The organism is Mesorhizobium sp. M0074 (assembly GCF_040322975.1).
Lineage (GTDB): Bacteria > Pseudomonadota > Alphaproteobacteria > Rhizobiales > Rhizobiaceae > Mesorhizobium.
In genome coordinates, this window is record NZ_JAMYUM010000027.1 from 27,767 (window position 1) to 40,121 (window position 12,355).

General features: G+C 58.0%; 11 protein-coding genes. 3 read left to right on the plus strand and 8 right to left on the minus strand.

What is annotated here, in order from left to right; genetic code table 11:
- Nucleotides 1–11: 11 nt before the first annotated feature.
- Genes NKJ73_RS28660 through NKJ73_RS28675 form a run of 4 tightly spaced genes read right to left on the minus strand, consistent with a single transcriptional unit; the run spans nt 12 to nt 4,472 of the window.
- Nucleotides 12–848 carry a carbohydrate ABC transporter permease gene (locus NKJ73_RS28660; RefSeq protein WP_352571904.1) on the minus strand — a complete coding sequence of 279 codons (837 nt, stop codon included), beginning with the start codon at nt 846–848 and terminating at the stop codon, nt 12–14.
- Nucleotides 845–1,801: a carbohydrate ABC transporter permease gene (locus NKJ73_RS28665; protein WP_352571905.1), complete on the minus strand. Its 957-nt coding sequence runs from the start codon at nt 1,799–1,801 to the stop codon at nt 845–847. Before NKJ73_RS28665 ends, NKJ73_RS28660 begins: the two co-directional genes overlap by 4 nt.
- Nucleotides 1,801–2,973, minus strand: a complete 1,173-nt coding sequence (locus NKJ73_RS28670; RefSeq protein WP_352571906.1) for an ABC transporter ATP-binding protein — start codon at nt 2,971–2,973, stop codon at nt 1,801–1,803. The genes NKJ73_RS28665 and NKJ73_RS28670 overlap by 1 nt, the downstream gene beginning before the upstream one ends.
- The gene (locus NKJ73_RS28675; protein ID WP_352571907.1) at nt 2,973–4,472 is read right to left on the minus strand and encodes an alkaline phosphatase family protein; all 1,500 of its coding nucleotides are present in this window, start codon (nt 4,470–4,472) and stop codon (nt 2,973–2,975) included. The genes NKJ73_RS28670 and NKJ73_RS28675 overlap by 1 nt, the downstream gene beginning before the upstream one ends.
- Before the next feature lie 146 nt (nt 4,473–4,618).
- On the opposite strand from NKJ73_RS28675, the gene NKJ73_RS28680 reads away from it, so the two are divergent.
- From NKJ73_RS28680 to NKJ73_RS28690, 3 genes are all read left to right on the plus strand, one after another.
- Entirely contained in the window at nt 4,619–5,539 is a 921-nt protein-coding gene (locus NKJ73_RS28680) for a LysR family transcriptional regulator (protein WP_352571908.1), read from the plus strand.
- Between the two features lie 153 nt (nt 5,540–5,692).
- Nucleotides 5,693–6,910, plus strand: a complete 1,218-nt coding sequence (locus NKJ73_RS28685) for a pyridoxal phosphate-dependent aminotransferase (RefSeq protein WP_352571909.1) — start codon at nt 5,693–5,695, stop codon at nt 6,908–6,910.
- A complete protein-coding gene (locus NKJ73_RS28690) occupies nt 6,907–7,779 on the plus strand; it encodes a phosphonopyruvate hydrolase (protein ID WP_352571910.1) in 873 nt (290 codons plus the stop codon). The genes NKJ73_RS28685 and NKJ73_RS28690 overlap by 4 nt, the downstream gene beginning before the upstream one ends.
- 375 nt (nt 7,780–8,154) lie before the next feature.
- On the opposite strand, the gene NKJ73_RS28695 is transcribed toward NKJ73_RS28690, so the two are convergent.
- The 4 genes from NKJ73_RS28695 to NKJ73_RS28710 form a co-directional block, all read right to left on the minus strand.
- The gene (locus NKJ73_RS28695) at nt 8,155–8,451 is read right to left on the minus strand and encodes a DUF4167 domain-containing protein (protein WP_352571911.1); all 297 of its coding nucleotides are present in this window, start codon (nt 8,449–8,451) and stop codon (nt 8,155–8,157) included.
- Nucleotides 8,452–8,955: 504 nt separating this feature from the next.
- Nucleotides 8,956–10,401, minus strand: coding sequence for a glycosyltransferase (locus NKJ73_RS28700; protein WP_352571912.1), 1,446 nt, complete (start codon nt 10,399–10,401; stop codon nt 8,956–8,958).
- Nucleotides 10,402–10,413: 12 nt separating this feature from the next.
- The gene (locus tag NKJ73_RS28705) at nt 10,414–11,085 is read right to left on the minus strand and encodes an HAD-IA family hydrolase (RefSeq protein WP_352571913.1); all 672 of its coding nucleotides are present in this window, start codon (nt 11,083–11,085) and stop codon (nt 10,414–10,416) included.
- A 16-nt stretch (nt 11,086–11,101) separates the two neighbouring features.
- Nucleotides 11,102–12,349 carry an aminotransferase class III-fold pyridoxal phosphate-dependent enzyme gene (locus tag NKJ73_RS28710; protein WP_352571914.1) on the minus strand — a complete coding sequence of 416 codons (1,248 nt, stop codon included), beginning with the start codon at nt 12,347–12,349 and terminating at the stop codon, nt 11,102–11,104.
- Nucleotides 12,350–12,355: the final 6 nt, after the last annotated feature.

The following is a 12,355-nucleotide window of genomic DNA, read 5'->3' on the forward strand; positions in this document are numbered from 1 at the left end:
ATTTCCCTTGGTTATTTGATTGCTCCGCCAGTCGTCCCCTCGACAAACCAGCGTTGGGCGGAAAGGAAGGCGATGATGAGAGGTGCGACGACGATGGTGGACGCAGCCATCAGCGGCCCGTAATCGTTGCCGGCTTCCTCGTTCTTGAAGGCCATGATGCCAAGCGGCGGCGGCATGAGGTTTTGGTCTCGCACGGCGATCAGCGGCCAAAACAGGCTGTTCCAATGGCCGACGACGGAGAAGATGCCGAAGGCGATTATGGCCGGCAACGCCATCGGCACCACGATCTTCCAGACAATGGAAAGTTCCGACAGCCCGTCGAGACGGGCGGCGTGGATGACGTCGTCGGGGATGGTCTTGAAGAACTGCCGGAACAGGAAGAGGCCGAAGGGCGAGACGACGTACGGCAGGATCAGCGCCGCATAGGTGTTGAGGATGCCGATCTGGTAACCAAGGATGAACAGCGGCAGCGACAGCACCTCATGCGGCAGGATCAGCGCGATCAGCACCATGGCGAACAAAAGGTTCTTGCCGGGGAAGTCGAGCTTGGCCAGCGCATAGGCCGCCGGTGCGCAGACGATGATCTGGGCGATTACGATCATGGCGCAGACGAAGACGCCGTTCAGCATATACTGCGGCAGCGGTGCTCCGGTCAGCGCCTTGGTGTAGTTCTCGATGCCGTAGAACTGCTCAGGCCAGAAACTGAAGGTCGCACGGAAGATCTCGCCCGGCGGCTTGATCGAAAGGCTGATCATCCAGACGAAGGGTATCAGGATCAGCGCACCCGTGATCAGCAGAGCGGCATGGCGAAGAAGGGCCGATGGCGGCGCAAGGTGACGGATGCTCATTGGTAGTGAACCCTTTTGTCCAGCACGCGGGCCTGGATGAGCGTTAGCGCGACGACGATAAAGAGAAAGACGACGGCGACAGAGGCGCCATAACCGGTACGCAGATATTCGAAGCTCTCGCGGTAGAGGGTGTAGAGCAGCATCTCGGAGGCATGCCGCGGCCCGCCCTGGGTGAGGATCTGCACTGTGTCGAAAGTCTCGAAGGCCCGGAGCGCCACGACGATGAACACGAACATGGTGACAGGCCCAAGCATCGGCAGGGTGACGGTGCGCAGCCGGTCGAGCCAAAGGTCAGCGCCGTCGATGTCGGCAGCGTCATAGAGGTCCTGTGGTATCGACTTGAGGCCTGCGAGGAACAACACCATGGCATAGCCGAGGTTTTGCCAGATGCCGATGACAGCAAGAACCGGCAGCACCGTGTTCTCGTCGCGCAGCCAATTGGCCGTCGGCAATCCGAGGCCGGTGAGTGTCTGGTTGACGAGACCGATGGTTGGATGCAGCAGTGCCTCCCAGGCGATCGCCATGGCGGTCAGCGTGGCCATGAAGGGCAGGAAGTGGATGGCGCGGTAGAAGGCTCGGCAAGACTTGCCACTTTCGATCAAGAGCGCAATCACAAGGCCGAGGATGATTGTGCCGGGCACGACGATCACGACATAGAGGATGGTGTTGACAAGCGAAGCGCGAAAACCCTCGTCGGAGAAGACCTCGCTGAAGTTGGCGAACCCGACAAAAGAGAGCGTGCTGGCGCCGAACTGCCAGTCGGTGAGTGCAATGCCGAAGACGGCAATGACCGGCAGGAAGAATAGTACGACAAGCAAGAGAAGCGCCGGACCGGCCAACGACCAGGCCGCGAACGTTTCGCCGATCCGCTGGCGGCGTAGCGCCTTGTGGGTTCCGGAACTGCCTGTCGAAGAAGCGGACTGTTCCGGCGTCGTGGGAGACGCGACACTCATTAGGCGTGCTCCTTCATCCTCAACACCTTTGCCCCTACATCATCCCGTAAACGCACGCGCTTGCCGTCGGCGGCAAACAGCAGCAGTCGTTCCGGCTTGACGCCAAGATGCAGGGTCTGGCCCGAACCGATTTGCGGTGCGCGTTCGGCCAGCAGGCGGCCAACGACCGGATGGCCGGCACCTGGAACATCAAGGTGGACGAAGAGATCAGAGCCCATGTGCTCGACCAGCCTCACCGAACCGGTCAGCACATTCGGGCCACTGGCATCGACGAGATGGAAGGCTTCGGGGCGGATGCCAAGGCTCAGGGCTGTACCCGGTCCGGTATTGCCGGGAATAGAAAAGCTCGTGCCAGCCGTATCGGCTAGTCCGCCCTCCCGCAACTTCGCATCCAGTATGTTGATCTTGGGCGAGCCGATGAACTCGGCTACCCGCCGATCGTCCGGATCGGCATAGATCTCCTGCGGCGGAGCGACCTGGAGCAACTCGCCGTCCAACATCACAGCGACACGATCCGACATGGTCATGGCCTCGGACTGGTCGTGGGTGACATAGACGAAGGTGACGCCGAGCCGCTTGTGCAGTTCCTTGATCTCGGCGCGCATCTGAACCCTGAGCTTGGCGTCGAGATTGGAGAGCGGTTCATCCATCAGGAAGACCGCCGGCTGGCGTACCATGGCGCGGCCGACGGCCACACGCTGGCGCTGGCCGCCGGACAACTGCCCAGGCTTTCTCGCCAGCAGATGGCCGATGCCCAAGGCCTTAGCGGTGCGCATGACGTCCCGTTCGATCTCAGCGGCCGTCGTTGTCGTTCCCGGCATGAACCGGCCGACCCCAGGCAGCCGCTGCGAGGATGAAAGGCGCCGCATCCGCAGCGGCAAGGCCATGTTCTGCGCCACCGTCATATGTGGGTAGAGCGCATAGGACTGGAACACCATAGCCACGTCGCGCTTCTTCGGGCGTACCCCGTCGACAACCCGGTCGCCGATCGACACAGAACCGGCAGTCTGTACCTCAAGGCCTGCGAGGATGCGCAGCAGTGTCGACTTGCCGCAGCCCGACGGACCCAGTAGCGTCAGAAACTCGCCGTCAGCGATCTTAAGGGAGACGTCGCGTAGGACGGATGTCGGCCCGAAAGACTTTTTGATTGCGTCGATAGATATTCCGCTCATTACTCAGCAGCCTCCGCAATGTCGTTGGAGGCAACCGAGCCGCCTTCCAGGTAAGTTGTCTGATCCATACAAATGCGCCGGAGGATCTGCCGGTAACCATTGAGACCAGTTTCGAAGACCTCTGGTTCCAAACTGATGGCAGGCAGGTCAGCGGCGCTTTGCAGTACTTCCTTCAGCACCCTTCCTGTCATCGACGCAGGGATTGGCACTTCCAGGAGATGAAGAGCGGTGGGCGCGAAGTCGCAGATGCCCGATGGAATGTCTGAATTCTGTCCTGCATCCCGGAATGCCGCACCTGCCACGATGCCGACTGCGGCAAGCTCTTTCGGATGCAGCCCGCCATGCACGCCAAGGCCGGGACGCCGCGCATTGTCATACCAGGTTCTGCCCGCCAGCCCGAACTCGTCGACGTCGTCGTCGGCCCTGAACGAGAAATAGACGTCAGGCGCGCGCTCATGGTCGGCAAAGACCAGAGTGCTTGCGAAACTGCCTGGGGCGATGCCCTCGACAGCGTTTCGAGCGGCGGTGAAGATCGGCCCGCACCAGGGCCGTTCGATCAGGGCCTCCACGAGACGACCTAAATTGCTTTCAGAGCGATCGGCCAGGTAAAACGCGCCGACCTGCCCGGGAACGACTACCAGGTCCACGCCAGCCTCTGGTGCCGGGCCTGGGTTGAAGCCGTCAGCCTTCAGTTCTTCGATGACCGAGACACGGCTATGTGCGGTGATATGGCCATGATCGGAAGCGATGATGATCTGAACGCCGGCGGCCCTCCCATCCGCTTCCCACCAGTCGAGCACGCGACCGAACTGTGCATCGCAAAAGGAGATGATTTCGCGGGTGGCGGCTGCCCCGGTTCCATGGAAATGCGAAGTCGTGTCGGGCTCCCCATAGGAAATTATCGTTACATCAGGCTCCAGCGTCGGCCAGACAAAATCGAGAAAAGCGGACGTGATCCAGACTTGCCCATCGGTATCCGGCTGGCCTTGCGGTGGAGCGGGCGGCAGCGGACCGAGATGGGCCTCTGCGTGGTCAAGCAGATCATTTGGTGAACAGGCTTCACGGAAATGTCCGGAAAACCGGAGATGACCGAAGGTTTCGGCCTGGTGGTTGAATAGCCGGGTCGTCCCAGGGGTATTGGTAGCAAGGACCGCGAGGCTCTTTCCGGCCTTGTGGAGGATCTCACCCAGCGTCGGCGTGGTCATCAGGCCGCCATTGCTTTGGCGGTTCAATCGGTCGATGAGGCGCGCATCAGCAGTGTCAACGTAGAGCTGCGGTACAGCTTTTCGATCGACATATTTGTTGCCCACCATTCCGTGCTTGCTGGATGTCGCTCCTGTAACCAAGCTCGGAAATGCAACCCGCGTCTCGCTAGGATAGACCGTTCGATGGCGGGACAACGTCGTACCGCTTCTTCGTACCCGCTCTACGTTGGGGGTGAGTTCGGGACTGATCAGATCGGGTCGTAGCCCGTCAAAGCTTACAATAAGAATTTTCATGGGGACCGACCCTGCAGACACAACTTCATTCTTCGTTGCAGCGCGGCGTATCGGTCTGACGTAACAAATCTGTGACATATATTTAATAATACGATCCAGCACCGCCACTATTCGATGGATGGGCTTACAACATGGAGTGACTAAAAATGGGATCAGAGGTCGGCGATGTGCCCCTGAACGCAATCAGGGCGTTCGCTATGATCGCGAGAGAAAGGAGCGTCACCAAGGCAGCCGAGGCGCTCGGCACCACACAGAGTTCGGTCAGCAGGTATCTCGCGGTCCTCGAAGATTATCTCGGCGCCGGGTTGATCAAACGACAGGGCAGATACACCGAGCTGACCGATTTCGGACGGCTCTTCGCCAGTTCAGTAGCCGAACCTCTCGATCATATCTCATTCACGGCGCGAAGAATGCGCCGACGAGAGCGCCGCGAGATCAATCGGATCGTCGTCAATTCGTCCCTGCCAACTTTCGCCTATACGTTCCTGATCCCGAATCTCCAGGAATTCTCCACCGAGATGGGTGGTGCTGTCGTCGACGTAATGAGTTCCCTGTCGCTGCCATCTTCGACCGATGGTTTTGACGTCCTGATTACGCGTGACCTCGCTCTCGTCGAACCATCGGACCACTGGGAAGTTTATCGTGAACATCTTGTCTGCGTCGGCGCTCCCGGTCACATAGCTGGAAAAGGCATGGCAATCGCCAGGTCCTTGCCGATCCTCACGATTACCTCTCGCCCCGACATCCTGCCTGCCTGGCTGAAGGCCCATGATTTGACTTCTGACGACATCAAGCCGGGGGCGCGATACGATCACCACTATATGGCGCTGCCCGCCGTCATCACTGGCAAGTGCCTGCTTGTCGCGCCTGAGATCGTGGTAGGCGACCTGGTGCGTAACGGTTTGCTCAAGGTCGTTCCAAATTCGTGCACACCAAGTGGAATGCAGTATCGAGCATATGCTGTGGACCGCAGCAATAACCCGGAACTTGCGCGTGCTTTCTGTCGTTGGCTGGTGCGCCTTTGCCGCAAGGAGGCTTTGATCGCGGAATCCAGCCGGATCGAATAATGCGACTGTTGCATCGATAGATTCGATATATGGATTTGCCCAATCCGTATTTTCGCAGGTCTCATGGACATATTGCCCATGTGTCGTGCCATGGTCCTGTGGCGCCTGTCAGGATCACGTCCGCCATGTACGGCCCCACTCCTGGAGTTGTCCATGTCACTCGTTTCAAGCCGCCTCAAATCCATTCGTCCATCCGAAACAAAGGCGATGACGGCTCGAGCGGCCGCGCTCAAGGCGCAAGGCCATCAGGTCATTACGCTCAGTCAGGGCGAGCCAGACTTCGACACCCCCCTCAATATCGTTGAAGCCGGTATCCAGGCAATCCGTCATGGTCGAACCCGATACACGGCGGTGGCCGGAGTGGCACCGCTAAGAGAAGCAATTCGAGACAAACTGGCGCGGGAAAATGGCCTCAACTATTCGATCGACCAGATCACGGTCGGCTGCGGGGCCAAACAGGTGGTCTTCAACGCGCTCTTTGCCAGTCTGGAGCCCGGCGAGGAGGTCATCATCCCCGCTCCCTGCTGGGTCTCTTACCCCGATATGGTGCGCCTCGCCGGTGGTGACCCCATGATCGTCAACTGCCCGGAAGCACACGGCTTCAAGCTGACGCCGGAGGGGCTTGAGAAGGCGATCACCTCCCGCACCAAATGGCTGATGCTGAATTCGCCCAGCAATCCCACGGGCGCCGTCTACAGCGAAAACGAGCTTGCCGCACTGGCCGACGTTCTGAGGCGGCATCCACACGTCTACATCCTGTCAGACGATATCTACGAGAAATTAGTCTACGGAGCAGCGCGGTTCGCGACAATGGCGAGCGCTGCCCCCGACCTTTTCAACCGCACGGTCACGATCAATGGTGTATCGAAAACCAATGCGATGACGGGTTGGCGCGTTGGCTATGGCGCCGGGCCCATCGAGCTTATCAAGGCGATCAATGTCATTCAGGGGCAGACCACGTCGCACACCAGCTCGATCTCCCAATATGCGGCTATCGAAGCGATTGCCGGTGACCAAGGATACGTTCCCGAGTTCAAGGCTGAGTTCGAGAAGCGCCGAAACCTGGTCGTTGAAAGGCTCAATGCCGCGCCGGGATTGAGCTGCACCGTCCCTGACGGAGCCTTCTACGTATTCGCCAACTGCGCCGATGTCCTCGGCCAGAAGACGGAAGCGGACAGAGTGATCGCGACCGATACAGACTTCGCCATGTATCTGCTCGAAGAAGCGGGTGTCGCGGTCGTTCCGGGCTCAGGCTTCCTAGCCTCCCCGTACATCCGCATTTCCTACGCCTCCTCGATCAACGACCTTACCACAGCGTGCGACCGCATCACCGCGGCTTGCACCAAACTTTCTCAGGACAAAGCAGCATGAGCCAGGGCACGCTTCTCAAGAACATCATTTCGAAGAACGGCCTCGCTCATGTGATGGCCGCACATAGTCCGTTGTCGGCCCGTCTTGTCGAGGAAGCCGGGTTCGACGGCATTTGGGCGTCCGGCTTTGAGCTGTCGGCTTTGTATGGCCTCCCCGATGTCAGCCTCGTCTCGATGAGAGAGCACCTCGAGATGGTGCGCGCAATGGCGGAGCAGTCGTCGCTGCCGATCATCGCCGATATCGATACAGGGTTCGGAAATGCGATCAACGTGATTCACGCGGTGAAGCAATACGAACATGCAGGCGCAGCAGCAGTTGTTATCGAGGACAAGACCTTTCCCAAAGTGACCAGCCTGTTGGCTGATGGTCGGCAGGAACTGCTTCGGGTGGAGGAATTCCAGGGCAAGCTCCGCGCAGCGATCGCGACACGCTCCGATCCGAACTTCCTGATCATTGCTCGAACAGAGGCTTTGATCGCCGGTCTCGGCGAGAAAGAGGCCGTCGATCGAGCCGCCGCGTATGAAGCTGCTGGCGCCGACCTCATCGTCGTCCACTCCAAGCAGAAGACGCCCGATGAGGTGGAGAGCTTTGTCCGAGCCTGGAAAGGGAAGGCCGGCATTGTAGTCATTCCGACCGCCTATCCCCAGATGAACGAGGCCCGGATCAAGGATTTGGGAAAAATCTCGGTCGTCATCTATGGTAACCATGCGGTCCGCGCTTCGGTGACGGCTATGAAGGATGTATTCGCGCGGATCCTTAAGGATCGCGGCATTCACAATGTCGACAAGGACATCGTTTCAGTCGAGGAAATTTTCCGTCTCCAGAAGATGGACCAGATGAAGGCCAACGAAAAGGAGTTCCTTGCGTGAAGGAAGCCTGCTGGCCCGATCATCACACCGTTCCATGGTCCGTACGTCGCGAATGGGCCGCTCCGCTAATATACATAGAACTGATAGGACTGGCCCACCCCGATGACAGGGCTGCCGAACTCTGAACCCACATATGCGATCTACCTCACGCCTCCGCTCGGGGCGAAAGCCCGGCTCGCATTGTGCACAGCCGAGCCTGATGCCCCATCCCCCGTTTCTGGACAGCACAGCCGTTACCGAGCTGGCAAGTTCTGACTGCCTTCGACGGTGGAACTCATGCCGTTATCCAGCCGATATGCCGCGCATGCCGGCTTCGTCACCCGCCCCACAATTCCTCATGCTCTCCTTTCAGCTGACGGTGGATCGATGACGCTTTTAATACACCATAGCCAACGGACGGTTGTTGCCGAAGACAGCCGTTTCGCTCACGTCAGGCTGCTGTGGGGTTCCCGTGACAGCTCCGCAGCGGAAATAGTGCTCTGCATGCTGGTAGTAATTCTCTGCCTCGACGCGGTTGCCGAGCAAAGTCTGGGCATATGCAAGTTCCAAATTGCGCTCATAGTTTTTTTGCGAACCGTGAGCGTTGCCTGTCTTCAGGCCTGCAGGCCCCAATGTTGAGGCCCTCGTGCGGATACTGGAAGATATCACCTGTCTTCGTTGATTTCTTTTCATGTTGTTTTCAAGCCATCACGGCTTGCTCCTTAATTGGAATTGTTTGGTTTGGCGCATGGTCGAAGTTCGGGATTCACGCGCCGCATGAATCATGCTGCCGGTCAACTGCACAGGCTGCACCATTCAGCCGAAATAGCTTTGCGGCCTGTTGATCCGCACAGCGTAATTCTGGAATCATTTGGTTTAAGCGGACCCCGGCTGCACCTGGGGTGGCAAATGGTCGACTTCAGGTAAAAAAAGACCGGGCGCTCGATCACATATGAGAGCGAGCCGAGCCTGTTCAGCAAGGAATACATACGAACGCAATATGGCGATTTCAAGTTGTGCTTTACCGCTCGGAGGCATGCCCCATCAATGATTGGTTCTGCGGGAAGTTGATTATCTCAGTCTTCGAACAGCGTGAGATGCCGGTTACTGGAGCGATCGCGCTATGGCGGCCGGCTTGCGCTGCCATGGGCTTATCGCAATGCAGTATGCAAGGTCGTCCAGATTCCGCCGCCTGGCTCAGATGACCGTTGTTGGCTTGAACGGTTCCCGGTATTGCACCTCCTCAAAGCTGGATAGAGCCGATTGAATCGAGTCATACCACTTTGGAATTTGCGAGATTTGCGTACTCGAGCGCAGGCAGTTTTGGCGCGCGGTTCTGGCCATCTCCTCGAAATCACTATAACTGGTTGCAAGGTGATGCATCATTTCTGCAGCTTTGTCCTCGATGTCCGGCTCGTCGAGGACAACGCCATTCAGTCCATTTACGACCTGCCTTTTCAGACCAAAAGCGGACGACACCACGACGGGTTTGCCTCGGAACAGAGCCTCTGTTGCTGTCAGGCCGAAGCCCTCTTCGCGAGAGAGCGCAAATACTCCATGGGCGTTCTGTTGCAGCCGGCCGACAATTTCGGCATTTGCGTCGTGGTCCTTCATCGAGATACAGGCCAGATACACGCGCCGCCGCACTTCCTTGGGCAATTGAGAGCATAATACGACGCATTTGTCGAAATACTCGCGTCCTTCAGGATCGTCGGCAACATCCAAAGGATCCGGTCCCGCGACCACCAAGCGTATATCGTATGCCTCGTCGAGCGCCATTTTCACAAAGCGATCAAAAGCGGCGATGATCCGGTCAATACCTTTCAGTCCATCCCACCTGGATACATGCAGGAAATACCGCGAGCCGAGAATGTCCTGAAGGGATGGGGTGGGCTCGAATTCTTGGCTATTGAACGAAAACGAATTCTCCAGCGTCTGGCGTGCTGGCCCTTCATAGTTACGGTTCTTGCTTGAGAATGGGCTGATCGATGGCTGGATGATATCTATGGGGAGACCGGTATCAAAGGCATATTCCTTTGCGCTCAGGACAATGCGCTGGAATTTACGGAGGTATTCCCCCAGAAACCTCCAGATTTCGTCGACTGTCGGGGTGCGTTTTGGATAGCCGATGTGGCATCGCCAGATAGCCGGGTGCGGGTGAGATTCCAGGAACTTCGCGGCTGCACCAAGTGGCTGCGGATCATGAATAACCAGAAAGCCATCAGGTCTGATGATCCTTTCCAGCTGCGCGGCGCCTTGCTTCGATGCCTCAAGATAATGGGGCAGCAGATCATTCAAGCCTGCCACGGTGGCGTCGTGAAGAGAATTGTGAAGTCCTTTGGTGAACTGAAAAAATTGCTCTTCCTTCGGTTTAAAGATGAGCCAACGCACATCAAAACCAAGTTCCCGAAGGAGGCATATGTGGTGTGGAAGCATTTCGGCCACCCCACCGCCGAACGCGGTGGAACTTATGTGCCAAATACAACGGCGGCCAATCTTTTCACGAATTGCGCTAGACGAACGAAATAGTTCATCGAGGAGTTCGTCATAGTCGTTTCGCTCCGCTTCGTAATGCTCAAGTACCGAGCCTTCTACCAGCACCTCATCAAACAGCGGTGTGCGGGGTTTCGTTGATACTTTCATTTCGTGGCCGTCTTAAGTCTGGGAAGCAGGTTCAGCGCGGCCGGTTAGAAAGGGAGCCTCGCAAAAGTTCTCTATCCAGCCGCTGCTGTCAGGGTGACCCCTGGCATTGGGGCCGACACCTACGCAGGCGCAGCCTGCAGCGATCGCCGCTTCAATTCCGGTGCTGGAATCCTCGAAAACCAAGCATCTTTTGGGAGTGATGCGCAGCATTCGCAACAGCGTTTGATAGGGTTGCGGATGCGGCTTTCCTTGACTGACGTCCTCGGCTGCAATCATGATCCTCGGGCAGGAGAGTCCAGCCGCCTTGAGGCGCGCAAGGGCCGAAACCCTTGCCGAAGAGGTGACAATAGATCTCCGTTCGGCGGGGATCGAGCTATAGAACTCTGCGGCGCAATGGATCAGTTCCAACAGTCCCATCGCTTGGACCTCATAATCCGCAATGCGAGCTGCTTCGCGTTCTGGCGAGAGACCGGGCGCGACCGCCGCCACCAGGTCGACGTCCCGGCGGGCGGCCGACATCCGCATTGCGTAATCCGGAGAGATCCGTTCCTCCCGTGCCCATCGACGGAGTGCGCTTTCGACCACAGCCTCCGAATCCACAAGGGTTCCGTCCAGATCGAAGGCCACGTGATCATAATCTTCGAGCTGAACATTGACGGTTGCGGTTTTCGTTTGATCTTTCACGGCTTTCCTCCCCCTATCAGGCCCAATGATGCTTGTTGGAAAGACATGCTCTCGCTGTGGTGTGGAACGCCTCCGCGCAGTATTCGACCATGGATGCGTCAGTGACCTGTGCAGTCATGTCCTCGTCCTTGCGGTAGTCTGCGAGTGCTCGCTCCAGTGCCGGCTGCAAAGCTGCGAAAAATGCACCGTCCATGGACGCATTGCTCATGTATGTCCCTGGGTAGCCCGTGTAGATACCGTGCTGCAGACACCTCTGCGCGAAGACCCTTCCATGCTTTTGCGAGGGCAGAACGATTCTGAACATGGTATCGCTTCCGAGTACGCGCGCCGGTATTTCGCTACGCTCGAACGAGGTCTGGAACTGCCTCTTGAGCGCTAAGCCGCTCGCGGCGATGCGAGCAGCAATTTCTGCTTCTTCAAAGATTTCCTGTGTCAGGTTGCCGGCCACAAAGGCCCGGTTCTCGCGCAGATAGGTATTGCCCAGATAGGCCCTGTCGGCTCCCACCATGGCACCGGCGGTGCCGACGACCGCGGAAAGGCCAATGCCTTGTGCGATCCCCTTGGCCAATGTGATGAGGTCGGCTCTCACACCGTGTTTTCGGCAGTAGCCACCCTTGGCGTAACGAAGTCCGCATAGAACCTCATCAACGATGAGCAACACTCCATGCAGGCTTGCCATCCTGGAGATTTCCTGGAGCAATTCCGGAGGAAAGATCGACGGCTCAGGCGTGACGAAAATTCCCGCGACTCTCCCCTCGTTCCCGACCAGCTGCTGCTCCAGGATATCGAGGTCGTATTGGAAATCCTGGATGTGTTGATCCTTGGCCGGCGGATTGTCCGACCAGGGGAGCTGTTGAAAGATGTCGTGCCATCCGTGGAAGCCAGCCGTCAGCATGACCGGCCGGCCAGTTCGGTGCCGGGCGATCCGAACCGCCGCTTCCGTTGCACAAGATCCGGTCCTCAGAAAGAACACTCTGGGATTGCTTGGGAACATCTCCGCGATTTTCCCGGCGAGTATCTGGCGTTGCTCACCCACCGGCGATGGCAGAATATCAGTTTCCTGCTCCATCGCCTGCGCAAGCCTGGCCTTGAACACTGGGTCATTGCTGCCCAAGGGCGAAGCCCCGCTGCAGGACGTCATATCCAGATAGATCTTGCCGTTGATATCCTCCGCCATCGCGCCATTGGCGGAGCGGAATATGATGGATGATCGGGTGTCACGCTCCCATTCGGCCAAATGTCCGGCAGCTCCAGGATCGAGCATCTCGGT